The sequence below is a fragment of the Streptomyces sp. NPDC015125 genome (assembly GCF_043080045.1).
GTDB lineage: Bacteria > Actinomycetota > Actinomycetes > Streptomycetales > Streptomycetaceae > Streptomyces.
In genome coordinates this window covers 72,404-97,184 of record NZ_JBIBVF010000019.1, presented here as the reverse complement: position 1 = coordinate 97,184, position 24,781 = coordinate 72,404, and the positions used below count along the sequence as shown (strand labels likewise).

The 24,781-nt window shown below is 70.3% G+C and carries 29 protein-coding genes; 7 read left to right on the top strand and 22 right to left on the bottom strand.

Annotated elements, in window-relative coordinates:
• Positions 1-71: 71 nt before the first annotated feature.
• Complete coding sequence (locus ACF088_RS30475) at positions 72-200, bottom strand: lasso RiPP family leader peptide-containing protein (protein ID WP_392379095.1); 129 nt, start codon at positions 198-200, stop codon at positions 72-74.
• Between the two features lie 203 nt (positions 201-403).
• Between ACF088_RS30475 and ACF088_RS30470 the strand changes: the two genes are divergently transcribed.
• The 3 genes from ACF088_RS30470 to ACF088_RS30460 all read left to right on the top strand — a co-directional run bounded on the left by ACF088_RS30470 (position 404) and on the right by ACF088_RS30460 (position 2,477).
• Positions 404-1,651 (top strand): twin-arginine translocation signal domain-containing protein, encoded by a 1,248-nt coding sequence (locus ACF088_RS30470; protein ID WP_392379094.1) that lies wholly within the window; start codon positions 404-406, stop codon positions 1,649-1,651.
• Positions 1,638-1,853: a hypothetical protein gene (locus ACF088_RS30465; protein WP_392379093.1), complete on the top strand. Its 216-nt coding sequence runs from the start codon at positions 1,638-1,640 to the stop codon at positions 1,851-1,853. Before ACF088_RS30470 ends, ACF088_RS30465 begins: the two co-directional genes overlap by 14 nt.
• A 204-nt stretch (positions 1,854-2,057) precedes the next feature.
• Entirely contained in the window at positions 2,058-2,477 is a 420-nt protein-coding gene (locus tag ACF088_RS30460; protein ID WP_392379092.1) for a hypothetical protein, read from the top strand.
• 248 nt (positions 2,478-2,725) lie between these two features.
• On the opposite strand, the gene ACF088_RS30455 is transcribed toward ACF088_RS30460, so the two are convergent.
• The 9 genes from ACF088_RS30455 to ACF088_RS30415 form a co-directional block, all read right to left on the bottom strand.
• Complete coding sequence (locus tag ACF088_RS30455) at positions 2,726-2,950, bottom strand: hypothetical protein (RefSeq protein ID WP_392379091.1); 225 nt, start codon at positions 2,948-2,950, stop codon at positions 2,726-2,728.
• A 33-nt stretch (positions 2,951-2,983) separates the two neighbouring features.
• The gene (locus ACF088_RS30450; RefSeq protein WP_392379090.1) at positions 2,984-4,780 is read right to left on the bottom strand and encodes a hypothetical protein; all 1,797 of its coding nucleotides are present in this window, start codon (positions 4,778-4,780) and stop codon (positions 2,984-2,986) included.
• A gap of 280 nt (positions 4,781-5,060) precedes the next feature.
• The gene (locus ACF088_RS30445) at positions 5,061-5,750 is read right to left on the bottom strand and encodes a hypothetical protein (protein ID WP_392379089.1); all 690 of its coding nucleotides are present in this window, start codon (positions 5,748-5,750) and stop codon (positions 5,061-5,063) included.
• 352 nt (positions 5,751-6,102) lie between these two features.
• A complete protein-coding gene (locus tag ACF088_RS30440; protein ID WP_392379088.1) occupies positions 6,103-6,741 on the bottom strand; it encodes a hypothetical protein in 639 nt (212 codons plus the stop codon).
• A gap of 363 nt (positions 6,742-7,104) precedes the next feature.
• Positions 7,105-7,566, bottom strand: a complete 462-nt coding sequence (locus tag ACF088_RS30435) for a hypothetical protein (protein ID WP_392379087.1) — start codon at positions 7,564-7,566, stop codon at positions 7,105-7,107.
• Positions 7,563-7,916, bottom strand: a complete 354-nt coding sequence (locus ACF088_RS30430) for an HNH endonuclease (protein ID WP_392379086.1) — start codon at positions 7,914-7,916, stop codon at positions 7,563-7,565. Before ACF088_RS30430 ends, ACF088_RS30435 begins: the two co-directional genes overlap by 4 nt.
• Positions 7,917-8,029: 113 nt before the next feature.
• A complete protein-coding gene (locus ACF088_RS30425; protein WP_392379085.1) occupies positions 8,030-9,505 on the bottom strand; it encodes a DNA-methyltransferase in 1,476 nt (491 codons plus the stop codon).
• A 98-nt stretch (positions 9,506-9,603) separates the two neighbouring features.
• Entirely contained in the window at positions 9,604-9,942 is a 339-nt protein-coding gene (locus ACF088_RS30420; RefSeq protein ID WP_392379084.1) for a hypothetical protein, read from the bottom strand.
• A gap of 118 nt (positions 9,943-10,060) precedes the next feature.
• On the bottom strand, positions 10,061-10,384 hold the full coding sequence (locus ACF088_RS30415; protein ID WP_392379083.1) for a hypothetical protein: 324 nt from the start codon (positions 10,382-10,384) through the stop codon (positions 10,061-10,063).
• A 375-nt stretch (positions 10,385-10,759) separates the two neighbouring features.
• Between ACF088_RS30415 and ACF088_RS30410 the strand changes: the two genes are divergently transcribed.
• Positions 10,760-11,002: a hypothetical protein gene (locus ACF088_RS30410; RefSeq protein WP_392379082.1), complete on the top strand. Its 243-nt coding sequence runs from the start codon at positions 10,760-10,762 to the stop codon at positions 11,000-11,002.
• Between the two features lie 579 nt (positions 11,003-11,581).
• Here the strand turns inward: ACF088_RS30410 and ACF088_RS30405 are convergent.
• Together ACF088_RS30405 and ACF088_RS30400 are read right to left on the bottom strand one after the other, a co-directional pair.
• Positions 11,582-11,935, bottom strand: coding sequence for a hypothetical protein (locus ACF088_RS30405; RefSeq protein ID WP_392379081.1), 354 nt, complete (start codon positions 11,933-11,935; stop codon positions 11,582-11,584).
• Positions 11,936-12,155: 220 nt separating this feature from the next.
• Complete coding sequence (locus tag ACF088_RS30400; protein WP_392379080.1) at positions 12,156-12,359, bottom strand: hypothetical protein; 204 nt, start codon at positions 12,357-12,359, stop codon at positions 12,156-12,158.
• A 393-nt stretch (positions 12,360-12,752) separates the two neighbouring features.
• Here ACF088_RS30400 and ACF088_RS30395 point away from each other — a divergent pair, with 393 nt between their 5' ends.
• Both ACF088_RS30395 and ACF088_RS30390 read left to right on the top strand, forming a co-directional pair.
• Complete coding sequence (locus ACF088_RS30395) at positions 12,753-13,370, top strand: hypothetical protein (RefSeq protein WP_392379079.1); 618 nt, start codon at positions 12,753-12,755, stop codon at positions 13,368-13,370.
• Between the two features lie 184 nt (positions 13,371-13,554).
• Positions 13,555-14,952 (top strand): IS1380 family transposase, encoded by a 1,398-nt coding sequence (locus ACF088_RS30390; protein WP_392379078.1) that lies wholly within the window; start codon positions 13,555-13,557, stop codon positions 14,950-14,952.
• A gap of 194 nt (positions 14,953-15,146) precedes the next feature.
• On the opposite strand, the gene ACF088_RS30385 is transcribed toward ACF088_RS30390, so the two are convergent.
• The 10 genes from ACF088_RS30385 to ACF088_RS30340 form a co-directional block, all read right to left on the bottom strand.
• Positions 15,147-15,446 (bottom strand): hypothetical protein, encoded by a 300-nt coding sequence (locus ACF088_RS30385; RefSeq protein WP_392379077.1) that lies wholly within the window; start codon positions 15,444-15,446, stop codon positions 15,147-15,149.
• Between the two features lie 811 nt (positions 15,447-16,257).
• Positions 16,258-17,586, bottom strand: coding sequence for a DNA cytosine methyltransferase (locus ACF088_RS30380; RefSeq protein ID WP_392379076.1), 1,329 nt, complete (start codon positions 17,584-17,586; stop codon positions 16,258-16,260).
• Between the two features lie 176 nt (positions 17,587-17,762).
• The gene (locus ACF088_RS30375; RefSeq protein WP_392379075.1) at positions 17,763-18,092 is read right to left on the bottom strand and encodes a hypothetical protein; all 330 of its coding nucleotides are present in this window, start codon (positions 18,090-18,092) and stop codon (positions 17,763-17,765) included.
• Positions 18,093-18,372: 280 nt separating this feature from the next.
• On the bottom strand, positions 18,373-18,882 hold the full coding sequence (locus ACF088_RS30370; protein WP_392379074.1) for a hypothetical protein: 510 nt from the start codon (positions 18,880-18,882) through the stop codon (positions 18,373-18,375).
• 60 nt (positions 18,883-18,942) lie between these two features.
• On the bottom strand, positions 18,943-19,794 hold the full coding sequence (locus ACF088_RS30365) for a hypothetical protein (protein WP_392379073.1): 852 nt from the start codon (positions 19,792-19,794) through the stop codon (positions 18,943-18,945).
• Between the two features lie 67 nt (positions 19,795-19,861).
• Positions 19,862-20,692, bottom strand: a complete 831-nt coding sequence (locus tag ACF088_RS30360) for a hypothetical protein (RefSeq protein ID WP_392379072.1) — start codon at positions 20,690-20,692, stop codon at positions 19,862-19,864.
• A 187-nt stretch (positions 20,693-20,879) separates the two neighbouring features.
• Positions 20,880-21,683, bottom strand: a complete 804-nt coding sequence (locus ACF088_RS30355; protein ID WP_392379071.1) for a hypothetical protein — start codon at positions 21,681-21,683, stop codon at positions 20,880-20,882.
• An 87-nt stretch (positions 21,684-21,770) separates the two neighbouring features.
• Positions 21,771-22,145 carry a hypothetical protein gene (locus ACF088_RS30350; RefSeq protein ID WP_392379070.1) on the bottom strand — a complete coding sequence of 125 codons (375 nt, stop codon included), beginning with the start codon at positions 22,143-22,145 and terminating at the stop codon, positions 21,771-21,773.
• Between the two features lie 182 nt (positions 22,146-22,327).
• Positions 22,328-22,549 carry a hypothetical protein gene (locus ACF088_RS30345; protein WP_392379069.1) on the bottom strand — a complete coding sequence of 74 codons (222 nt, stop codon included), beginning with the start codon at positions 22,547-22,549 and terminating at the stop codon, positions 22,328-22,330.
• Positions 22,550-22,661: 112 nt separating this feature from the next.
• The gene (locus tag ACF088_RS30340) at positions 22,662-22,949 is read right to left on the bottom strand and encodes a hypothetical protein (RefSeq protein ID WP_392379068.1); all 288 of its coding nucleotides are present in this window, start codon (positions 22,947-22,949) and stop codon (positions 22,662-22,664) included.
• A 261-nt stretch (positions 22,950-23,210) separates the two neighbouring features.
• On the opposite strand from ACF088_RS30340, the gene ACF088_RS30335 reads away from it, so the two are divergent.
• The gene (locus ACF088_RS30335; protein ID WP_392379067.1) at positions 23,211-24,605 is read left to right on the top strand and encodes a hypothetical protein; all 1,395 of its coding nucleotides are present in this window, start codon (positions 23,211-23,213) and stop codon (positions 24,603-24,605) included.
• The last annotated feature ends 176 nt before the right edge of the window (positions 24,606-24,781 follow it).

Here is a 24,781-nt window from a genome sequence, read left to right as displayed (position 1 = left end):
CCCAGCACGCCCGGCCGGTGGCCGTTCGTCCTGGGCGCCCATCATCCGCAGGCCCGCGTCAGGCCGCCGAATTACTGGTAGTACTGGGTGTCGTCCGCCTGGTCATTGCCGGCGGAGCCGAGCGTCACCTCGACGACGGTGCCGAGCTCGCTGACCGCCGGTGCGGTGTAGGTCTGTTCGGTCTTGTTCTCGTCGCTCATGATCGATCCCTTCGTAGAACGAACTGATGAGGCTTGCCAGTTGGCGCCGCCCGTCTCGCTGGGCGGTGGTCACATTCAACGGCCGATCGGTTCTGGTCGGGAGTGCCAGAAAGGGGTGCCAATTCCATTCAGGGGTGCCAGGTTGGGGGGCCAGAAGGGTGCCAAACGTGCACCGGCATTGACCGCATAGGGAAGGGGCGTCGATGGTGACTCCAGACGGGATCGGTCAGTTGCTCCGCGACGTGCGCGAGAGGGACGGGCGGTCGCGGATCGAGCAGGCTGAACGCCTCACTGCTGCAGGCCGCCACTGCACCGAGGAGAACGTCAAGCGGTGGGAGCTGGAGACAAGGCTGCCAACTCCCGTGTGGTACCCCGCGATCGTGTCGGTCTACGAGCTCGGGGAAGAACAGGTAAGAGGTGCCATCTCTGCCTCGCGCTGGTACCGCAAGCAGAAGAAGGAGAGTGAGGATGTGGAGCGCAGGAAGTTTCTGGGCGGGGCAGCCGCCACCGTAGGCACCGTGTCCCTGCCCGGCATCTCCCAGGCCCGCGAGCACATCGACAGCGCCCTGGCCAGCGCCGGCGAAGCCGACATCGCCTACTTCGAGGGTGTTTTCGAGCGCCACCGGGGCGGCTACGCCGGCCGCACCCCCGACGCCGTTCTCGGCCTGATGGAGCAGGACCTCGGAGAGCTGTCCGCCGCACTGCGCCGCACCAGGCACGCGGGCGACCGGAGCGATTTAGTCCGTTCTGCCGCCGGGATCACCGGACTCGTCGCGATCATCCAGCACGACCGCGGAGACCAGGCTGACGCACACCGCTGGTTCGCCATCGCTGAGAAGGTCGCCCGCGAGTCCGGCGACCGCCGCACCCTCTCCTGGGTCCTCGCCCGCCGCGCCATGGTGCCCCTCAACTACGGCGCCCCCCGCCAGGCCGCCGAGTACGCGCAGGCCGCCCGCCAGGCCGCAGGCCGCACCCCGACCGGAGCCGCCGCCCTGGCCAGCGCCGTGCACGCCCGCGCGCTCGCCGCCCTCGAAGACGCCGACGGAGCACGCAAGGCCGTCGCCAGCACCGAGGCCCTCCTCCAGAGGATCGATGGCGACGAGATCGCCGACACCTGGTTCGGCTACCCCGGCCAGAAGCACCACGTCCACCTCTCCCAGGCGTACACCCTCCTCGGCGACACGAAAGCCGCCTACCGCCACCAAGACGCCGCCCTCGCCCTCACCCGCTCCCCGTCGGTGATGACCCGCGCCCTCCTAGCCCTGGACACCGCCGCCTGCCTGCGCATCGACGGAGACCACCGGGAAGCCGCCACCATGGCCGCCAGAGTGTGGGATCGCCTCCCTGCCGAACACCGCAGCGGACTCATCCGCGCCCGTTCGACAACCCTCCTCAACCACCTTGACGGCCCCGCCCACGGCCACCTCCGGGAGGCGCTTGCTGCTGGCTGACCTGCTGCCAGAGGCCGTCCGCTCGCGCACGACCGTCCATGGTGGTGTGCACCATCGTGGAACTCCTGAACCGGGGTGCGCCGAGCAGGCCGCGCTCGCCTGGGACCACCTGACCGCTGACGGCGAGGAGCGGCGGGACCATCCCGACTACCTTCCCGTCTGGGAGAACCCTCAGCGAGCGGAGATCCGCATCTCGCTGTGACGAATACTCGCAGGAGAGGTGCAGTTGGCCCCGGCCCCACCCAGTTGGGCGCTCGGGTGCAGTGGGTGTTCCAGTGGAAGCCAGAGCGGAAAGTTGCAGGTCAGGTCCCCGGTGTCTTGATGGCGCGACGTTAGGGCGATGAGTCGCGCACTGTTCGGCGGCTGTCCCGCCCGGGACAGTGTTTCCGAGCACGAAGGAATGCACATGGTTGCGACCACTTGGACCCCGACGCTCACCAACGTCGTCGGCGTCGACGGTACGTCCGGTAGCGGCAAGTATGTCCACGTGAACGGCGTTTGTACGTTCACCGCTCAGATCGTCGCCAAGAAGGAGACCGTCTCGGCGTCCAGCACCGGATTCGGTCTGACCCTGCCGGTCCCGGCCGCGGCCGGAGTCCGCTACGTCTTCCAGGCCAGCCTCGATGGCCGCGACGCGGACAGCGGCGTCTGGACTGGCGAAGCGCAGATCTACGCCGGGTCGGACGGCACGAAGATCGACCGCATCCGGGTCACCAGCGTCTCGAACGGCGCCGCGGTGCTGAACGTGGAGCATTTGTACGGCGATGCTGAGGGGGCTGCCGAGGCGGAGATCATCACCGTCACCGGTTCGTATCCGACTGCGTGACCTCAGCTGTGCTGCGGGGCCGACGGAGTTTCGTTCGTCGGCCCCGCGGCCATTCTTGACGCGCCCAGATGATGCGAAGCCGCCTGCTCTTTCCAGCTCCTCACGCAGTTGGGGGTCTTTGCTCTGCAAGGAGACCCAACACAGGCAGCATCGCCGGATATGATGGTCGTCGGCCCCGGTACTGCATCCCCCGTCGGTACCGGGGCCTTCGCTGTCTGCTCGTTGATCAGCGCACGAGGAGCCGGGTCTCAGTTGGCGTAGTCGTGCTGAATCCGGTCTTGGACAGTGCGGTTGAGGACGGTGTCGACTGCCCGCTCGAGGGCGTCAAGGAAGGGGTCCGCGGCGGCGTCGAGGATTGCGGCCCGTGCGAATTCCTCATGGCTCTGACCGGCGGCCGCCGCAGCGCGCTGCACCCGATCGTTTTCAGCGGCCGTCAGGGGCAGGGAGAGAGCCGGAGCCCGGGCGATGTCCATGCGGGGACCGTACCAACGACACGTGGAAGCAGGTTAGTTGAGGAGGCCGCGGCGGCGCGGCTGGTTCAGAGGCTCTGGCTCGTACACGGCGAGCAGGGCGGCTTCCGCCCGGTCTGGGCTCTTCACGCCGCGGGCCTTCATGGTCTTCTTCGACTCGATGATGCTGTACCCGGCGGTGTTCGACCCTAGCTTGGGCGTGGAGAGCTGAATACCGGCTTGCCGGTCGACGCGCAGGCGCAGCCGGCCGGTTCCGGTCGCGGGGTCCGGTTGGAGGAGCGCCCGGGTAGCGAGCCACATCTCATCCCTCTTGCGGTACGGGCGCATGACGGCGCCCGGGTCATCCTGCGAGGGCGACTCGGACACCATGACGCCCACGATCTGCGCCTGGTGGGTGCCGTTCTCCGCCCAGACTTCCAGCATGCTGGTGGCGCCGTGGCCGATGCCGTTTTTGTCCGTCTTCACCCGGACGGGGTGGGGGGAGTTCAGGGCGTCGGCGAGGCGCTGCGCCGCACGGATCTCTTCCAGGATGCGCTCGGCGACCTTGACCTGGTTGTCGTTGGCCGTGCCGGAGCTGGCGTGCCGCATCTCGATAGCGTCGCCCACTGCCCGGTAGATGGTGAACTCGTCGCCGCCGTCCGCCGCAACATCGACGCCGAGGCGGACCCAGGCGCCTTCGCGCACCGTGTGCTTGGCGGTCTCGCCTTCCAGGCCAAGGTCGCACAGCCGGTGCCAGCCGGGGCCGGTCGGGTCGTCGTTGTTCTGGGCCTCCTCGACCCAGGTCACGGGGATCGCGAGGCCGCCGCCGCCCTTCGGGAAGCGAGCGTGCACCTTGGCGATGACGTACGGGTGGTCCTCGCCGTACTCGCGGATCGTGCGGTCCACCCAGTCCTGATCGGGGAGGTGGATGGCGAGGGAGTGGGGCGGGACACCATCGGGGCAGTCATTGCAGTACGGGACCCGCTCGCCGGTGATCGCCGGCGAGTCGAACGTGGCGATGGGGATGGTGACGGTGGACGGTTCCTCGGGGTCGTCACCCTCCTCGCACAGCGTCTCGAACCAGGACCGCGGGTCGTCCATCGCGGGGTTGCCGATGGCCAACATCCGCGCGTCGCCAGTCAACAGGTTGTTAGTGCCGTTGCCGATGGTGCGGGCGATACCGCCGGCCTCGTCGACGACGATGAGCAACTTGGGTGTGCCGTGGATGCCCTGCATGGCCGCTTCGTCGGTCTCGGGCGCGGTGAAGCCGTACGCCACGATGACGTCATTGCCCCACTGATCAGGGATTTTCCATTGGGTGGTGTCGCAGTAGCCGGGCAGGCCCGCGCGGGCGACGACCTTTCGGATGTGCGGCCACAATTGATTTCGGACCTGGCGGAAGCGGGTCGCGGTGGTGACGATGACCATGGTCCCGGGGGCGTTGACCGCTCCGGCCCAGGCAACGAGCCGGCCCGCAATCCACGTCTTGCCAACGCCGAAGCCGGCCGGGACAGCGGTTCGCTTGCTTACGGGAACGGCGTCGACGATCTCGCGCTGACGGCTCCAGATGCTTTCGCCGAGGACGTCCTCGATGAAGCCGGAGGGTGTGTTGCGCCACAGCCCATACATGGAGCCGGTGGCCCGCTCGACTTCCCGCATGACGTGCGGTCGCTCGCGGGCGGTGATGTCGTGCTTGAAGGCGTGGCGCCGGGCGGGTACGGGGGCGCGGAGCAGGATGTCGGCGACGTTGGCGGCGTCGCGGGACTTGACGCCCGGCTGGCGCCCGTTCCGCAGCTCTCGGGCCGGTGGGACCATGCGGGAGCGGGTGGGGGGCGAGAGCTGCGTGCGGGACATGGCGGGGAGAGTGCCGCCGGCGAGGTTCTAGTGTCGCGGCCTGGCCGGGGCCCATGCCCTGACCGCGGCCAGACCGCGAGGCTCCGGCACGAGCATGAACACGAACCTCCCTGCTGTCAGGGGTGAAGCCCGCGCCGGAAGTCTGTCGCCGGGGTGAGGCCCTGCACCGGGGGGAGGGAGCAGGGCCATCACCCCGGCCGGGGGGCGGCTGGAGTGCTTCCCGGGGGGCTCGGGGCACAGCGTCAGCCGCACTGTGTAGTACGTCGCACGCCGGATTCTGTTACACCTTGCCGGCGGTGGGCGGCGTCTGCTGCCAGAACTCGCGCCGGATGCCGGCGAACGGAGATGGCTTGCGGAACAGGGCGTCGACGCTGATCGGACGGGCGCCGAAGGTGAACGGGCCGTTCGGGGCGGTGACATCGAGGACATCGAGGTCGACGCCCGCGGCCATCAGGCACGTGGTCACCTTGTCCCTCGCGGCCTCCTGAAGGCGGGTCTTTTCCTCCTCGCTCACCGGCACGTCCCGAGGGCGGGTGCCGAGGGGGACGGTACGGAAGGTGACCGCGGTGACGCCCTTGGCGTCGCTGTTGAGGTCCCACCCGAGGGTGGTCTCGAGACGTGCGGCCGGTGCACCGATGAGCTTGAGGAACGCGGCGACCGCGGAGCAGCCGGGGCACGCGCAGTCCTCCGGGGCGTCCTCGGCGGCCGCGGGCTCCTCGGGGTCCTCTACGGCCGGCTCGTTGACGGCGGCCGCCCTGGTGGCGTCGAGGCTGGAAAGCAGGTCCTGCTCCTCCTCGGCTCGCCGTATCGCCTGCCGGAAGATCTCCATCTCCGATTCGGCCACGGCGCGCTCCACTGGGGAGAGCTGGAACCACGGGGTGGCGTCCTGGCCGGCGCTCTGGAGGAACGCCCGGCGGGCCTCGTAGAAGTGCCGGGTCAAGTTTGGCGGGAGCGTCGTGCGTGTGGGCATGGGTCGCATCGTCATGCCTGGGGGAACGCCAACGGCCGGAATCTGTGACACCTCCGCCCTGTCGCCGCTGCGGCATTGAAGGCCGGTTCGAGGGCCTTGGGAGGCGATGCACGCCGATGCCTGAGCGAAGCGAAGGCATCGGAACTCTTACTTCATTGTGGTGCTTGATCTTGTTACTAAAGGCGCCTGATCTAGCGGCACCCGGTCCCCCGGCGGCCCGTTCACCGGAAGCCGGATATTCAGGCCCCGGTCCCCGGAGCCTGATTTTCAGGCCCCGGTTGGACCTGCAGGGACAACGGAAAGACCGGCCCCGAACAGTGCTCGGGGCCGGTCTGCGAATGAGAGGGACAGGTCAGCTCTTGCGTGTCTTATCGCGTGCCAGGCGGGCCGTCCGTTGCTGTTGCCAGATCAGCTTCGTGCCCACGCCGGCGTGCTCGGCGATCTTCTCGCCGCTCCAGCCATACGGCTCCTCCGACAGGGCCAGTGCCGCATCTCGCATGAAGACCACCGCGGCGCCGCGTCGGGCCCGCGCCGCAGAAACGACGCTGGCGAGGCGAGGCAGCTCCTCGAAGGCATCCTCGACGCGCGGCACGCCGGCCTCTTCGGCGAGCTTCACCAGTTCCGGGCCAGTGACGTCGGGGACGGGCCGCAGCTCGTAATGCCCGCTCTCGGTGCGCCTCCGGTCGATGCCGTACAGCGCCTTGCTCAGGATCTCGCGATAGGCGGTGCTCGTGACGTCGATAGCGCGGGCCAGGCCGAGGACGTGCTCGTAGAACCACAAGGAAGCCACACCCTTGTCGCGGTCCTCGACGTGCAGTGCGATCTCGGCGTCCGCCTGGCGGATGATGTCGGCCGCACGCTCGATACGGTCGTCCGGGCGGGCAATGGCTCCCAACTCGTCCTTCACGGCGCGTTCCTCGCGCGCGCGGAGGTCCCCATAGTCGGGCGCCTCGACCTTCCTCTTCGAGTAGTTGATTCCGGCCTTGGGCATGGCTGCTGAGTCCCATCTCAAGCTGGGGCGCTGTGCTGCGCCTGACGTCGACTGGGGTGACCCCACGCCTGTACTGCCCAGAATGGTACAGCCACGAGAGTTACATGTCGGAGTGGACGTGGTGTATCGGTACTGACCTGCACCGGAGCACCGCAAACGCCACGCCGGCAACGATCAAAACATGCCCATGACCATCTCGTGCCAGGGTCTGCCCGGGGGCTGAGTCGCGGGGCGTGTCGGTGACCGCGATGCGTCCGACGCCGAGGCTCGGACCCTGGGGGATGCGTGCGGCCCACAGCAGCCATGGGCCGAAGCACAGTCCGCGCGGACGCCGTACGCGGGCTCTCACCGTGATCCGCGGGCTCACCGAGCACCGTCCTTCCGCAGAGCCTCACGCTCGGCCGCCCTGTGCTGGAAGTCGGCCCACTCGTCTCGCGGAAGCATCGCGCACACGATCAGCGACAGCCGCCCCACGACGACCTGCAGGCCGCTCCTCTTGGCGTTGGCCTCCGGCCCGTACCGGGCGAAGCCGACCGCGAAGAACGCGGGGTAGTTGTCCCGGCGCACGAGGTACACCCCGGCGGTGAACCGACCGACGTCGACGAAGTGCGCCCGCCGGATGGATCTGACCAGCTCCAGCACGAGGAACACGGCGGCCGCGGCCCCGGACCAGCACCACCACAGCGTCAGGGCGATCAGCACGTTCACGGTCCATTCGCCGGCGCGGTACCGGCGCAGCGGCGTCCAGAACGGAGACCGGAAGCGGACAGTGCCCTGGTCCGTTCGGGACGTCGAGTAGCCGCGGACGCGGCGTCTGCGCCTCATCGGTCGGCCGCCACGGTCGTGGCGCGGACACCATCCGGGGTGAGCCGGTACTCGCTGCCGTCGGAGTAGCGCACCAGGACCTTGCCGGGCAGCTCCGGCCGGCGGACCTTCCACCCGGCCTCGTACGACTGCCGCGGGTTGTCCTCGAACCAGCCGTTGCACCTCGTACACGCGGTCAGCAGGTTGTCAGCCTGGTTGATCCACGGCTCACGGGCGCCGCCCATTCCGCGGTTCACCCGGTGGTGGATGGTCAGGTCCTGCCGACCGCCGCAGCGCACACAGGCGCAGCCGTCCCGCTCGTAGACCATCGCCTTCACCACGTCGGTGGGGCCGGTCCGTCGTCGTGCCACAGCACTGGTCTCCTCGTCTGCCCCGGGCGCCGGGCCGCTGAGTCGCGGTCCTCGATCGGGCACGCCCTGGGCGAGGCGGGGAGAGTGGACGGCCGACGAACCTTGCGTCGCGCCTATCCGCGGGCGTCGCGACGCAACCGGAGGCGGCACAGTTCGGCGTACTCGGCCTTGGCCTCCACACCGATGGAGTCGAAGCCCTCGAGCCGGGCGGCCTCCAGCGTCGTGCCGGTGCCGGCGAACGGGTCCAGGACGAGCCCGCCGGGCACGGTGAGCAGCCGGACCAGCCAGCGCATCAGCGCGACTGGCTTCACCGTGGGGTGCACGGTGCCGTCCGGCAGGCGCGGCCGCTCGCTGGCCGGAGCCTTGGCCTGGTAGCGGAACGCCGGGTAGAAACGGGAAGCTCCGCCGGAGTCCGCGCCCCGGACCGGCTTGCACGCGGTCTGGCCCTTGAAGTCGCCGTAGACGTCGCGGAACTTGTCGGCGCTGCGGCGTCGCGGGTTCGCCCCGGAGGTGAGGCGCCCCGACTGGCCGTCCAGCTCGGCGACCGGGCACCCGTCCGCGCAGCCGTCCGCGCAGCCGTCGATGATCCATCCCATCTCGTCGACGGTCCACGCGTGGGACATCAGGACGTTGGTCGGCCAGCGCCCCTCCGCGTCGCCGGGCGGCGTCTTGCTCGCCGCGGTGTTCATCGCACCGGTGCCGTACGCCAGGACGTTGGAGGCGACCGTGCCCTCGAGCGGCTTCCGCGCCAGGATGATCGGCTCGTGACTCGGCTTGAGGGCGGTGTTCCAGCCGTCCCAGCGGGCGGCCTCGGCGGTCGCCGGGGCGGTCACGTCGAACGTGTCGGAATGGAGCTGCGGGAACACTCCGGAGCCGCCGCGGGCACGGTGTCCCTTGCCGATGACCTTCCGCTCCTCCCACGCCTCCCCGGGCGCGTTCTTCCGCCCGTTCAGCTCCTGCACCAGGTCGTCTACGAGGACCGGGGCCTTGAACCCCATCTCGGTCTTCAGCTGCTCCCACTGCTCGACGGTGGGGACGGAAGCGGTCTTGGTCTGGGTTGTCCAGTGCTGCGCCATGCCGTTGAAGCCGAACAGGTCGTCGATCTGCGGGTTCGTCCAGCTGACGGAATCACGGAGCGCGGCAAACTCCGCGGTGAACCGGCGGCGGGCGGGGTAGTCGTCGCGGCGCCGGTCGATCAGCTTGCCGACGTCCTGGCCCTTGGGGAAGCCGGTGCCGTACAGCCAGTGCAGGGAGTCGCGGATCTCGAAACCCGCGTCCTCGACGGCCACGGCCATGCGGTGGTAAGTGCGGGTCGCGCCGAAAGCAGCCAAATGCCCGCCCGGCTTGAGGACGCGCAGGCACTCCGCCCACAGCTCCACGCTGTACGCGATGCCGGAGGCGTCCCACGCCTTCCCGAGGAAGCCCAGCTCGTAAGGCGGATCGGTCACGATCGCGTCCACGGAGGCATCGGGGAGGGTCCGAAGGTGGTCGAAGGCGTCCGCGCAGTGCACGACCGGCTCAGGCCCGGTCAACTCCTCCACGGGGATCAGGGCTTCCTGCCCGGCGGGGGCGAGGTTCGTTGCCGCCACGGGATTCGTCCGTCCTGTCCCGCGCGTCGGGCCGGCCGGGAACGGCGGCCGCGGGGGAACGGCGGGAGCGAGGCGGGACCATGAGCCGCCGGTGAGGCTTACGTCGCGTCCATCCGCGTATGGAGCTGCGCCCAGGTGGTGATGCCGAGGAAGTCCTCGGCGAATCCGGCGAGGGTGTCCGCCCAGAGGACGTAGGGGGTGCCGTGCCGCAGGTACGACAGGACCATGAGGTCGACCAGGAGGTCGTCGCTGAGGACCGCGAGGGTGGCGCGCCGGTCGGTGGCCGTGGCCATGGTCAGGTGCTCGAGCTGGTCGACGCGGGCGAGCCAGTTGGGGACGGCCGAGGTGCGGGAGCACAGGCCGCTGTCGACGATGTGCCGGGCGCGGACGGCGAGGGTGGCGAACCGGGTACGGGGCTGTGCGGCAGTCGTCAGCATGCCCGCGGACCGTAGGCACCCGCGCGCCTACCGTCGCGCGCTACCGTGATCGCCGGCGTGAGGTGACGTGAATCCACAGCTCTGGCACGTCACCTCACCCCGGCTCACACCGGCCGGGTCAGCCCGAGCGCTGGGCGGCGAGTGCCCGCTCGAGCGCATCGAGCATCGTCACGATGTCGTCGACCTTCACGTAGGAGATCGCGAACGTGACGGTGCCGTCGTCCACGTTGAACTCGTACTCCGTGTAGTTCTGCTCGTCCTCGTAGTGGTACTGGCCGGGCTCGGCCTCGGCGAACCCGCCCGCCCCCTCGTCGAACCAGTCGGCGCCCCAGCACTCCGTCATGGCCGTGCCGACCGCGGTCTTCGGGACGTCCTCGAACTCGATCGTGGCGCGCCCGTGGTCGTCGAGGCACACCTTCCCCTCTCCCTCTCCGGGCGTCACCCAGCACAGGGTGGGCCCGAAGCACTGGCATCGGGCGGCGGATGTGAGGGCGGGGAACGCTGAGGTGAAGGCTTCCTGAGCCGTCTTCTGGTGTAGCTCCCACGCCCCGTACCAGCGATCGAGCGCTTCCTTTACGTGTGCTTCCACGTCTTCTCCCGTCTGCCCACACCGCGAGGCGCCGAGGCGGCGGCCGCATGAACGCGGTGCGAGCGAGCGGGCACGGTGCCCGTGGCAATCGGCTTGCGTCCGGGGGAACCGCAGGTCAGGGCGAGAGATGTTGATCACTAAGCCGTGCCCCCACGGTTTGACCGGATCTGGTCGAACACCGGTAAAAACAAGTGCCGGTCGTCCGGCCCGGTTTCTACCCTGCTGGGCATGACGGAGCTGACGGATCACGAGGTACGGGCCCGACTGCGGGCGCACCAGGACGGCGGCCCCATCAGCCGCCTATTCGAGACCGGTGAGATCGCCGAGGAGACGTTCGCCGCGCTGGGTGTGCGCGCGGACCGCTGCGATGCCGAGGGCCTGGCCGAGGAAGCCGAACAGGTTTCGGACGTAGCCGAGTACGTGAGCACGATCGGCGAGCGCCCGCCGGTGTCCAACTGGCCCACCCGGTAGAGCGGGTCCCGTGTTCCCGGCCGGCTACGGCCGCCGGAACGATCACGTCGCACTGCCGCTCCGGCAGTCTGGATGGCTGCACCCCGGCTGCGGGGTCGTGCGGCCGGGGCGCGGTGCGCGCTCGAGGGGTTACGACTCGTCGCCGCTGTGGTGCCGCCTGTGCTGGAGCACTCCGGATCGAAGATGTTGCATCCGCCGTCGGCCGGGTCATGGGGCATGGTCAGGTTCGGCTTCGGGCCGGTGGTCGGGTCGATGGAGGAACCCGGGGTGCCGGGTCCCGAAGCGGCCGTGGCGGTCGGCAACGGCTTCGGGCTCGGGTCCGTCGACGAGTTGTCCCCGACGATGCCGAGCACGCCGAACACGACCGTGAGAATCGCGCTGACCACGAGCAGGGCCAGGATCGCGCGGTCATAGAACAGGCGGGTACGGCAAGTGCCGTCCGAGATGAGTTCGGCGGGCTCCAGCTTGGCCGGACAGGAGCTGCAGGTGGGCGTGGGGGCGGGGTCTGACACGTGAGTCCTTCGGTCCGGGAACAGGAAGGGCGGACCGTGTCCGACCCGGACGCCTTGCGTCGCGTCGTCACTTCGTGAGTCGGACCGGCGGCGGAGCCGGCGCCTTCGGGGCAGGGGCAGCCGGAGCCTTCGGGGCGGCCGGGGGCTTCGCGGTGGACGCCTTCGGCTGCTGCGTGCCGCTCCCGGAATTGTTGGTATTGGCGGCCGCGGCGCCCGTACTGCTACCGGGCAGGCACGTCACCGGGTCGACGGTGCCTTCGACGGCCGGGGCGCAGCGCCCGGAGGAACCGTCGCGGTCGCTGTCGTCGCCGCTGGCGGCCAGGAGCGAGAACAGGGTCACCAGGCTGACGAGGAGCCCGATCGCGATGGAGACGATCAGGCGGGTGGGTCGGTCGTTCGGCGAGGGCAGGAGTTTGGTCACGGCGCGGCCTTCCAGGCGAAGAGATGAGGCCGCGGATCGTGGAGGCCGGGACGGTCTTGCGTCGCGCGGTGCCGAATCGACTGCCCGTGCGACCCGTGGCCAGGATGTACCGGGCATGGCGTCGGCTCCGAGCCGTCCTGGAAGGCTGACGTGCAGCGCCAGGGGCGATTGCCGCAGGCGCTGCAGCGTCGGTTGCGGTTCAAAGCCGCGAGCCCTTCGGCTACAGGTAGGTGATCTCCCGCTCCGCGGCGAGGAGATCGCCGTCCAGCGGGGTGTCGGTGAGCAGCGCGCGGACTGGGCGGCCGTCGACGTCGACGTCGATGACGTGCCCGGCCGGGGCGGAGCTGCGGAAGGTGATGCGGCGGGTGCCGAACAGCGGGCCCGGGTTGATCACCAGGTAGGTGCGGATGGGGCGGTCAGCCATGGCGTGGCCTCTCGACTGGGGCGCGCCTCGGACGGGCACCCTGTATCCCTTAGCCTCGATCCACCGGTGAAGTCGTTCTCCTGGCGCCGGATATGGCAGCGCGGATGTCCTCTGACCTGGGGCGATAGGCCTCTTCTAGGGTTCCGTAGCTCCGGTTCGGTAAAGCATCTACAGGATGCGTTCCTCTCATGCCGCCGCGGCGGTCCGTGCCGTCTTCGGCCCGGTCCGATGAACGCAACGGAGCGGTCTCGGCCATGCATTGCTGAAACCGGACACCCTGACTCGATTCCGGACTAAGGGGATCGGGGCGGGCTAACGTTCCCCTTTGCGGACCATTGCTACCCAGATCGATGGCGCGTTCAGGGGTAGCCGACCAGCGATAAGGAGTACACCGTGATCAGCGCAGCGGAAGTGATCGGCAGTGAGGTGCGGCTGTTCCGGGGGGACCAGGTGATCGTCCTCAGCCTCTCCGATGCCAGCGTCATCTACAACGGGCAGACGACCCTTCACGGATCCTTCGCCAAGGTGCCACCGAAGTTCGCCAACGGCATCGACGGGGCGTACCTCGTTGGCGGCGATATCCGGTTGTTCAGGGGCGGACGACTCGTGGTGATCAGTACGACCAACGGCAGCTGCACCTACAACGGCACGATCACCGGGCACGGCGCGCACGCCAAGGTGACGGCGGACTTCTCCCAGGACATCGACGACGTCATCCACATCGGCAGCGACGTCCGCATGTTCAAGGGCGACCGTCTGCTGGTCCTCAGCGCGAGCAATGGGAGCGTGACCTACGACGGACTCATCACCCAACATCCGTCCTTCACCAAGCTTCCGGCCGACTTCTCCGGGGACTTCGACGCGGTGCACTCCGTCTACCAGGAGGAGTGCCGTCTCTTCAGGGGCGACCGTCTGGTGGTCCTCAGCTGGCGCGATGGGCACGTGGTCTATGACGGACCGACCATCAAACACGCCTCGTACGCCAACCTCCCGGCAAGCTGGTTGAGCTGAGGCTCCTCGATCGCCTACGAGCCCCGGCAGCCTTCCCGGGCGCCGGGGCTCGCCTCGGTGAACCGAGGCTGAGACTCACCGGGCGATAGTGGCCCCAGGCTTGGACATCAGGACGCGGGCGCACTCTGAGCTGGGACGATGGGACTTCCTACGGTCCCAGGTCCACAGAGAGAGCACCCGCGAGATGCATTTTTCGCATGCTGCCTCGGCAGTGTCCGCCGCGTTCGATGAGGCGAATCTGGTCACGTGCGCCGGGCTGGTCCCGGTGATGCGGCTGGCAGAGCGGTGCGGGCTCGCCCGTCTGGTCGCGGACAATGTGAAGCTGAGCGGGGCGAAGAACAGCGCCGGTGCCGCTGCGGACGCCAAGGTCATCAGCATCGTGGCCGGGATGGTCGCGGGCGCCGACAGCATCGACGATCTGGACACCCTGCGACACGGCGCGATGCCGACCCTGTTCAGCGGGATCCGTGCCCCTTCCACACTGGGCACATTCCTGCGCGCCTTCACCCATGGCCATGCCCTTCAACTGCATGCTGTGCACCGCAGGTTCCTGGCCGAACTGGCCGCGCACACCCCGCTGCTGCCCGGCGCGCGGGAGACGGCGTTCATCGATGTCGACTCCACCCACAAACGCGTCTACGGCCGCGCCAAGCAGGCCGCCGAGTACGGCCGCTTCAAGGGCATCCGCACCCTGCATCCCCTGCTCGCCACCATCTGCACCCCCCACTCGCGCCCGGTGATCGCCAGCGTGCGGATGCGCCGCGGCAAAGCAGCCGACTCCCGCGGCGCCTCGAAGCTCGTCAGCGAGGCCCTGGCCACCGCCCGCGAGGCCGGCTGCACCGGCAACCGAATCCTGCGCGCCGACTCCCAGTTCTACAACGCCGGTGTGATCGCCGCCTGCCGCCGGGCCGGCGCCCGCTTCTCCATCACCTGCGGCATGAACCCCTCCGTCAAACGCGCCGTCCTCGCCGTCCCGCAGGAGGCATGGCAACAGATCACCTACCCCACCGCCGTACCCGATCCCGACACCGGTGACCTCATCTTTGATGCGGAGGTCGCCGAGATCCCTGCCTACACCGCGTTCGCAAGCCGCAAGAACAGCGAGCACGTCACCGCCCGGCTGATCGTGCGCCGTGTCCGCGACCTGGCCAAACCCGCCACCGTCGGGGAGCAGGGCGAGTTGTTCCCGGTCTGGCGCTACCACCCGTTCTTCACCGACAACCCCGCCGCAACGCTTCAGGCGGAGCGGGAACACCGCCACCACGCCGTCGTCGAGCAGGTCATCGCGGACAGTAAAGCCTCCGCCCTGGCCCACGTGCCCTCAGGGCACTTCCATGCCAACGCGGCTTGGCTCACCCTTTGGGCGATGGCCTACAACCTGCTGCGGGCCACCGGCACGCTGACCTCGGCCTTCCATACCAGGGCCACCACGGCGACCCTCCGCACCCACCTGGTCCAGGTCCCGGCCCGGATCGCCCGCTCCGCACGGCGCATCACCCTGCACCTTCCACGCAATTGGCGCTGGCAGCAGGCATGGACGCACCTGTTCGATGCCGTCCATGGCCCACCCGAGCCCGCCTGACCCCTCGAATCCCCGCCCACCAGGGCCCGACCGGAACCGAACCGTGGAAAAGCTGGGCAGACCGGCGGCTCCAACCTGCCCCGGCATAACCACCCCACCCGGAACAGGCTCAACAACACATCAGAAGATCACTCCCACGCCCGTCGGTGGATCAAGGCTTAGTTGGTCTCGGGCCGGATTGGACAGCAGTGTCCCTACCGGGGCGGCTCGTCGCCGGCAATCCGGTCGAGGTCGGCGTCGAGGGCGGCCAGGCCCGGCTGGTCGAGGAGTTCGCCCATCGCGACGCCCCGCATCTCCGGCTGGTACGCCGCGGTCACCTCCTCCGCGGTGACGCCGAGGCCGCGCGCAAGCTGGGCGGTCTGGGCGTTGTCGAGCCCGTTCGTGGCAGCGATGGCGGCCCAGACGTGCAGCTTCTTCTTCGCATCCTCGTCCAAGTCCCAGTTCATGGCGCGGGCGTGGCGGCACATCCAGTCGTAGAACGACTCGGCGGTCATCTGGCTCCGATCTCGCACGGCGGGTCAGTGCGTCAACGATCCCGCGAGTCCGGGCGCGGTGGGCGGCGTTCTGCGAGAACGGCGCGGAAACAGCGGCGCCCGGCCGCCGCGGGGGTACGGGGCCGGGCGCCGGGGTGCCGTCAGGTGGCGGCGTCGACATCCGCGCAGACCAGGGGACAGCGCCTTCGCCCGCTTGAGCGTCTGCCTGGCCCGACCAGGGCCGGGCCCGTGCGTCCTTTGGCCAGCCGGGCGACGCGTCCCGGCCGGGGCGCTCTCTGGCGCGGCCGGTTACCTCCGGCCAGTCGGGGTGTAGTTCCCTGGACCAGGGGAGGCGGGCCTACAACGCGTGGAGGGCGGCGTACAGCTCGGCGGCCGTGCGCTGCGCCCTTGTTCGCGCGGCTGACAGCAGCCCCGTCCGGCGCCGACGGCAGCTTCGTCGGCGGGGGTTGGCATGACCACGCAGACCGGCGGGGCCAGGCGCTTCACGACGACTTCCGCGAGCTTGAAGCGGACGTCCGTTCGTATTCCGCGCGCATCTCCGGGTCGCTCGAAATGCGGTCCCAGGCCACGCGGTCCACAAGCTCCTGGTAGCTGATCTCCTCCCCGTTCACGGTGACGTGGCGCTCAGCTTCACGGGCGCGGCCAGGGGCGGCGGTTGGAGCCAGTAGGCGGCCGAGGACGGCTCGGAGGGGTACGGGTCGGTGCGCTCATGCTCGGGGGAACGCGGGGCCGCCGAGAGCTGTTACAGCCGCCCCGGAAACGACGGCGGCCCCCGCCCGGGGAGGGGCGGGGGCCGGGCGCGCCCGGGGCGCTACGTCGCCAGCTCGTAGTCGTCCGGGGTGAGCATGTCGTCCATGTCGTAGAGCTGGGCGAGGTAGTCGCGCACCAGAGCCTCGCCGAGGCCGCCCAGGACTCCGCTGAGGACGATGGCGGCCATGATTGGGGAGACGACGTCGGCGGCCTGCTGGAAGGCGCTGGAGCGGCTTCCCTGCCACGGGTAGGAGCGGCGGAAACCGACGAGCAGTCCGGCCTCGGCCTGAGTGAGGCGGTAGCCGTCGCTCTCGCGCTTCCAGGTGCGGGACTTGCCGGTGAGGCACCAAGACGGGCCGTCGGCGGAGAACGTGTTGCCGCCCTTGGCCCGGCCGGACTTCGGGTCGACGGGGCGGTTGCCGCGGGTGTTGACGCGCTCCCCCGGCTTCCAGCCGAGGGCCTGAGCCATGGTGGTGGCGGGCAGCGGGCGGATTTGACGGGTGATCGTGGGGGAGTAGCGGCGGGAGGCGATCATGTAGACGCGCTTGCGGCGGGACGGCAGGCCGTAGTCCGCAGCCTCCATGATCTCGTGGCTGGTGTAGAACCACTCGGCGCACTCAAACTCGATGGTCAGGTCGCTGATGATCTCCTCCGGCAGGTTGCTGGACTGCTCCATGGCCATCCAGCGGATCGGCGCACCGGCGGCCTGCAGGGCGATCGGCCAGATGGCGACCTCCAGCATCAGGGCGATGCGGGGGTCAGTGACGCCCGCGGCCAACTCGCGGACCTCGTCCCAGGTGGCGCCGGAGCGTGGGGCGAAGCCGTCGCCGTGGCACCCCTTGCCGTCCGGGTCATCCGGGTCGCACTCGCACTCGTCGACCTCGTCGTTGTGGTGCCACTCCATGGGGATGAACCCGGCAGCCTCGCCGACGTAGGCGATGGCGTGGCCCAAGATCTCGATGTTGCCCTGCTCCAGGCCGGAGAGCTTGCCCGCCGGGGAGAAGGCAGGGCACGGCGGGCTGATGATGACGGCGGCGGTGTGGCGCAGCGCGATGTGTTCAGGGTCGAGGGTGGTGATGTCGGCGCAGATGCGGCGGTGTCCGGCCTTGCGGGCGGTGGCGCAGGCGTCCGGGGAGATGTCGACGCCGACGGAGTCGACGGCCATGCCGAGGACGGCGGCGATCCCTTCCGACCAGCCGCCGGGGCCCGCGAACAGCTCGACAACGCGGATCGGGTCGCCGGGGAGCGGGGCGAGGAGCCACTCGGCGGGCCAGGGGGCGGCGGCCTCTTCGAGGACCGGGAGCACCTTGGCGGGTATGGGCAGACCGGCCTTGCGGGCGAGTGTGGCGACGTGGACGGCGGTCTGGACTTTGGCCGGGAGGGTCCTCATTGCGGGTTCCTTCGTTCGGGACTTGTTGGCGGCTGCTCTCCACCAACCCGCCTGATAGTACAGCAATGAGACTCACCTGAAGGGAGGTAAGGGAAAAGGCCGGGATAGGTCTCGTGGCTGTGTCATTTCAGAAGGGCTGCCCGGCGGCGGGAGAGAGGCCGGGTCGGGCGTAGCGCTCAGCAGTAGCGACAGGACGGGGGCTTGTAGTGCCGTCCTTCGTGCTCGGCAATCGGCGTCAGACGCACCGTGCACCGCGGGCCGTTGTCGGCAGCGGACTCCTCGGGCCCGATGCCGGCCTCAGCGACCAGCCGCGCCCGCTCCTCCTCGGCGCACCACCGGATCGCCTTCTCCGCGCAGCACTCCGACCGCCAGCACACACAGCGGTAGCGGCCCTGGCAGTTCTGCCGCCGGTCACACGCGCACCGGCAGTCGTGCGGGCGGCACCCCTCCTTGTGGTCCACCGGGTTCAGTACCGCGGCGAGCAGCGGCAGCGCCGCGGCCAGCATCGCGAAGGCCCGGTTCCCCCCGCTCCTCCGCGTCCAGAAGTGACCGGTTCTCCTCGTGCATCGCGTACAGGGCGCGCCCGATGACGGTCGGCGAGTGCCGTGGGCACCCCTCTGCGCCCGGCTGCACCTCGGCACGGCACGTCCGGCAGAACACCGGGTCGTGCGTGGGCATGTGGTGTCTCCAGTCGGGTGGGCGGGGTCGCGCCCGGCGAGCAGTGCCGGGCGCGGCAGGGAACGCCCGGGGGCGCCGGTCTGTGACACCGGCGGCCGGGACGGCCGGTTAGTCGACGGGCGTGGGCGGCTCGGCGCGGTCCTGCGGCGGGCACTTGGCGCCATGCAGCGGGCAGACGGATGGGGCGAGGGGGATGCCCAACAGGGTGCGCTCCGCGTTCTCCTCGCCGCCGTGCATCGCTTCGGGCGCCAGGAACGAGAGGAAGGCGTACGGCGCGGTGTTCTCCACGCGCTGCAGCAGCTCCAAGACACTGTCCGGGGCACGCGGGTCGTGCGAGCCCCACAGCGCGGCGATGTCCTCTGGGACCGCCGGAAGCCACTCGGCGCCGCGGACCGCGAAGCTCCACACGATCTTGCCGTCCGCGGCCCGGATGGAGTCGAGTTCCAGCTCGTCGTAGTCCTCCTCGTAGGCCGACCGCTTGACGACCAAGACCGCCGCGGCGGGGAACTGGGCATGCAGCGTGTAGGCGACGAGCGGCAGCATCGCGCCAGCGGCGGCGCGCGCCTTGTCCTGTGCTTCCTCGAACACGGAGATCGGGGCCAAAGGGGCGATGCTCACGGGTGTGCGTCCTTCCAGGCGGGGTACGCCCCGAGGCCGGCCTCGGGGCGCGGGGGCGGGTCAGCGGCAGAGCTGCGGGGCGAGGTAGATCAGGAAGTCCACGCCGACGCCGTGGAGGTCGATGGACGCGGGGGTGGTGTCGTGCGCGCGGGAAACGGGGTCAAGGGCCGGGGCGGCGTACCCGTACGGGCCGCGGCCGGTGCTGAACGCGAGTCCAGCCTGGTCGGTCTGCTCGACGTGCCCGTGCCGGGCGAGGACGGCGGCCAGGCGACGCTGCAGACGGCCGTGGACACGGGGGACCTCGGGGCGCCCGGCGGCGGCCGGGGGCAGGAAGTAAGCCACGGCCTTCTCGACGGCGCGCACCGGGCCCTGAATCTGGACCTCGGCCACGGGGTTCGTGCCGTGCAGGGTGACGGAGTACCGGGCGCCGGACGGCGTCCCCCACGCGAGGGTGGAGGTGTTCGCCAGGAGACCGACCCGGTTGTACGTCGCCGCACCCTGCAGGCGCATCGCGTGCCCGATCTCGTTCAGCAGCTCCAGCCGCCCCATCACGCGGGGGCCCTCCTTCGAGGCCCGACCGGCGGCCTCGTCGTCAAGGACGGGCAGGACCAGGCGCAGCACCTCACGCGCGACGACGGCCGGGCTCATGCTCTCGAGCCGGAGGTCGGGGCGGGTCGGCTCGCGGTCGGGGAGCTGCCAGCCGATCTGTGTGTCCCAGGTGCGGGCGACGAGGACCAGGGCGCGGCCGCCCTGCATGAGGCGGGCGGCAGGGTATCGGGTGGTCCACCACGCGTTGCGGGGCTCGACGGTCCACGGAATGCCGGCACGCCGCGGGAGAAGGACGGAGACGCGTCCGGCGAGGGTCTGGGCGGGGCACACGGGGCGGGCGGGGGTGGTAGTGGTCGGGGTCATGATGGGGGCCTTTCGAGGGGGCCGCGCCCCTGGGAGCAGTCCGGGGACGCGGCCGGGCGGGAAGGGGTCAGACCAGGTACGCGGTGGTGGCAAGCAGCAGGTCGACGCCGAGTCCGCCGATCTCCGCGACCACGCGCTGGTCGTCGTCGGCGCGCTCGGTCGGGTCGTCGGCCGTGGGGGTGGCGATCCAGCCGGAGGGTTCGTAGCGGGCGCCGAACTGGACCTGGCCGTTCTCCACCGGGCGGAGCTGCGGAAGCCGGTCGGTCAGGTTTCGCGTGAAGGCGCTCCCCGCGTGGTCCTCGGCGCACCCGGCGTACGGGGTGGTCACGGCAGGCAGGAAGCCGTACAGGCCGCGCACGGGCCCGTCGTAGGTCAGGAGCAGGCTCCAGTTCAGGCCGCAAACCCATAGGCCCCAGGTGCCGTGGGTGCTGGTCGTCCACGTCAGGCCGGGCCCGTCCACGCCCTCGGCCGGGACGGCGTGGGCGCCCTGGTCGATCAGCGCGAAGCCGAGTTCCAGCAGCTCCGCCGTGCGGTCGGAGAGGAGCTGATCCCGTCCCTTCGTGCGGCCGGTCTCCCGGATTTTGTGGGCGTCCAGGTCGGGGAGGACGGAGCGCAGCACACGCGCGGCGAGGGTGAGGGCGGGGGCCGGGTCGGTCGCGTCGACTACTGCGTCGGGGGTGACGGGGAACAGGCCGGGCCGGTCGGCGAAGACCTCGATGCGGCCCGCTTCTTCGGTGACGATCAGGGAATGACGGCCGTTGCTGAGCCGGGACGTGGGGGCGTTGTTTCGGATGCCGTACGGGGCGTGGCCGACGGTCCAGCGGGCGCCCCGTCGGGCGGGCAGGAGCGCGGCGAGCGGCGCGGCGATCTCAGCGGGGGTGACGGCGGACAGGGTCACTGCGGTGTTCCTTCGTTCGGGACGATCCGGCGCGGTGCTCTCCGGCCGGGGATCTGGTCATGCGGGTGGTGCTTGCGTCGCGCCGGGGGCAGCTCGTACGTCCGACCCCGGGGCGCGGCGGACTATGTGGCCGTGGGCCAATGGGCCGGGCGGGCGCGGTTTGTCTCACGTCCGCCCGGTGGGCTGGTCAGCTGAGGGAGTCGTACAGCTCCCGCGCGGCGACGGCGGCGGCATTGCGGTGGCTGTCGTCGTTGCAGGTGGCGATGGTGGCGCCGCGGTGGGACACCATGCGGACGGCGGTGTGAGTGACGCCCTCGTCGCTGACGTGGCACGGAAGGCGCCGGTCCTTGAGACCGAACGTCACGGTCTGGCCGTACGCGTCGTGGGCGCGGCGCAACGCCGTGGGAGTGCCCGGGGTCGGGATCTCGACGGCGGCCGGGACGGCGGGCCGGTTGGCCGGGCGGTCGGTCGGGACGGCTTGCAACTCGGCGAGGTGGGCGTGCTTCCAGTGCAGGCGGAAAGCGTTCTCCAGCAGGAGCGCGACGATGTCCTTGCCGGTCATGGTGCCGATGGCGGCGTGCAACACCAGGAGCTTGGCGAACAGGTCCCCTTCCAGGACGATCAGCACGGGGCTGCCGGGGAGCAGCGACGGGGGCAGGTCGACGTTGTTGCCGAATACGGGAGCGGTGACGTACTGGGTGAAGCGGGGCGGGAACCCGATCGCGGGGTGGGTGGCGGCGATCTCGTCGGCAGCGCGGAGCGCCTGTGAGGCGTCCCAGTCCATGGTGTTCGTGATCACGATGCCGTCCCAGGTGCCGGGTTCCTCGGTCTCCAGCGAGTGCGCGGCGGTGTCCAACAGGGTGGCGATCTCCAGCAGGGCGGCGCGGCCCTCAGCGTTCGGCAGCGGCGCGGGGTCGGCGGCGCGGGTGCGGGCGATGGTGGCGATGGTGCGGGCGCGGTCGGCGGCGTCGAGGGCGTTGGGCGTGGGCATGGGTGTCTCCGCTTCTGGGAGTGGTGGGTGAGGTAGGGGCGGGGCGCGGCGGGAGGAAGGGCCGCGCCCCGGCGGCCTGAGGGCCGGTCAGACGGCGATCAGCGCGGCGCGGACGCCCTTGTACTCGGCCTTGCGCGGCTTGTACTGCGCGGCGATCTGCGCGACCTGGGCGCGGGTGTACCGGTAGACGGTCTTGACGACGTTCCGCGCGCCGTCGAAGGAGCGGCGGATACGGGCGCGGCGGCCCTTGATGCCCGCGTTCTTTGCGGCGGTGCGCAGGGCCTTGACGACGCCCTTGACGGTGGCGGCGTCGGCGCCGGTGGCGATGACGTGGGTGGCCAAGGAGCGGGCACCGGAGCGGACACGGCGGGCGGCGTGGGCGACGGCGCGGCGTTCGGCGGAGGCGGCGCGGTTGGCGCGGACGCGGTCACGGAGTACGCGGCGGGCAGTGGCAGAAGCCATGGTGGTGATCCTTCGTTCGGGACTTGTTGGCGGTGCTCTCCACCAACCCCTTGATGATACAGCAATGAGACTCATGAGTGCTATGAGATCCGGGGTGAAATCGAATATTGCGCAAGTGGGTTGACGTTCTCGGTGGTCCGCAATGTATGCCTGGAGTCGCATGGCTGTACCGTCCATGCGATCTAGAAAAGGGTGTCGGGCTGCTCGGGGAACGTCGGGGCCGGCGCATGGGCGCCAGGGGTGCGCGCGGTCGCGATGCCGTCCCCGAACAGCGGTGCGGTGCCGTACTCGTCGGGGACGGCGGGGATGTGCCGACCTTCGAAGTCCGGTGCGGCTGGGGCATCGCGGTCGAAGTCGGTGGGCGCCATGTGCAGCCAGTTGCGCCCGGGACGCTGGGCAGTCACTGCGATCTCCTGTCCGGTGCCGGGCCGGGGTGTGAGCGGCGCACCCCCGGCCCGGGGTCAGCGGGCGGTTGGCCCTCGTTGGCGATCGTTCAGGCGTACGCCGGACGCTCAGCTACCGTCGCGCACGGGGCGGCGAGCTCGGCGCCGCGCCATCGCTGGCGGCGGTGGGGGTTGGCTGGGCCGCGGCGTCCGGGTCGGTGCCGGTGCAGGAGGCGAAGGTGCCCGGGTTGCCGCGCCACTCGATGCCGACGGAGCAGCCGGGCGTGCCGATGGTCATGCCCGCGTTCCGCCCGCTGTAGGTGTGCGTGACGGACGCGAGCCCGAGGGTGGCGACGGTGATACCAGCTGCCAGGAGTGCGACGGGGCGGGGGTGTTGGGATAGGAAGCGCAGCATGCGCATGGTGGTGGTCCTTCGTTCGGGACTCCCGGGGTTGCTCGACCCCGGGCCGCCGGGTGGCGGGGCTCCAGAACGTACACACTCGACACGGAAAAGTACAGCCATGAGACTGGCGGGGAGGTGTGCCACGTCAAATCATCTCTCATCTATGGATGATTAGGTGTGCGCGTTGCGCTGAAGTCGTATTGCTGTACTGTTCTTCTGGCGGTTCACCCCGTCGCCCCGGAGAGCAACCGGGGCAGTCCCGAACGAAGGAACACCACCGTGATCACTGCCACCGAGCGCGCCGACTGGATGGCGCTGCAGATCTTCATCGCTGCCAACCTGCACAACGGCCGCGTCGTCACGCACGACCTGGTGGACGCCGTCATGAGCCGCGACTACGAGAAGGAGTGCGGCAAGGCGAACAAGGAGAACGTGCGCCGCATCATCCGCAAGCGCGCCGCGAACGAGGGCGTCCGGGTCATCTTCACCGAGGACGAGCGGTACTGGGCAATCCGCGAACAGCTCCACCACATGAGCGGCAACGAGGTTCACGCGCTGCGCGACGAGATCGCCGAGGGAGGCGACGACGACCCGCGCGGCTGGGACCAGGCCCTGGTGAACGCCATCTCCGTCCGGATGTCCAACCGCCCCGTCGCGCCCCGCCTTCGGGGCTGCACGCCGGTCTCCATCCGCCTGTGGCACAAGCCGCGCCCCGTCGCCGAGGAGCGCCCGGCCCCCGCCGAGGAGATCCCCCCGGCCGCCGCCTTGCCCGACAGCGCACCCGCCAACGACATCACCCCCCGCGCGCTCGCCGAACTCGCCGAACGCGTCCACACCGCCCGCTTGACCACCCCCGAAAGCAATGACCTGGTGAGTGCGTTCTACGCCCTCGAGGACGCCCGAGACGCCCTCAGCAGCGCCCACACCGCCGCCTCAAAGGTGCACGCGCTCCGGCAGGCAAGAACCGCTATGGACGCCGCCCGGACACTCCTTCAAGCCCCGCGCAACTTCACCGCGTTCGCCGCATACGCTGCCGCCGACGACGCCGCTCTCCGCATCCGCCCCGAGGACCTGACGCGTCTCGCCCGCCACCTCCTGGCCCTGGCCCCCAGCGCACCATCCCCGCAGCGCCGTGCCCTGGTCCCCGCCCACACTGCTGTGGAGGTCGCCGCCGCCGCGGTGAAGACCGCGGACACGCTCGAGGGGCTGGCCGGCGTACAGGCGAGCAACGCCACGCACGACCAAGCCCACGCCGCCATCAACCAGGCACGCGCCGCGATCCTCGCCATCGAGCCGACCGCCAAGCAGATGCGCGGCATCGACATGCCTGTGACCCCTGTCGCCATCCGCGCCGCTGCCCGCGCATACCTCGCCGTCAGCGCCCGCCCCGAGGAGCTGTCCGCCATCGACACGGGCACGCCAAGCGTGCAGGTGTGGTGCCGCAACAGCGGAGGACTCGGCCGCGAGGTCATCGCGACCATCACCGCGGGCGTCCGCGCCGAGATCGGCCACGTACCCGCGCACCCGCCGATCGTGCTCCGCTTCCGCCGACTCGACGGGCGCCTGAACGCCGTGGAGAACGCTCGCCGACTCCTGTGGCGCGCCACCCCTGCGAAGCGCTACCTGCGCGTCGAGGGCGTCCCGGTCGAGTTCTTGCAGGACTCCCGGGTGTGAAATCCGACCCGCGGCGCCGCCCGCCGACCCCCGCGCGGGCGGCGCCGTCGAGCCCCATACGCGCACGCGCGCGTGTTGGACGGTCCCAGAAGTCCCATAACCCCACCTCTCTGCCCTGTTGCCCGCTGTTTCGGCGTCCGGGTCCACCGTGGTCTGTTCGCCGCTCCGAGGAAGGT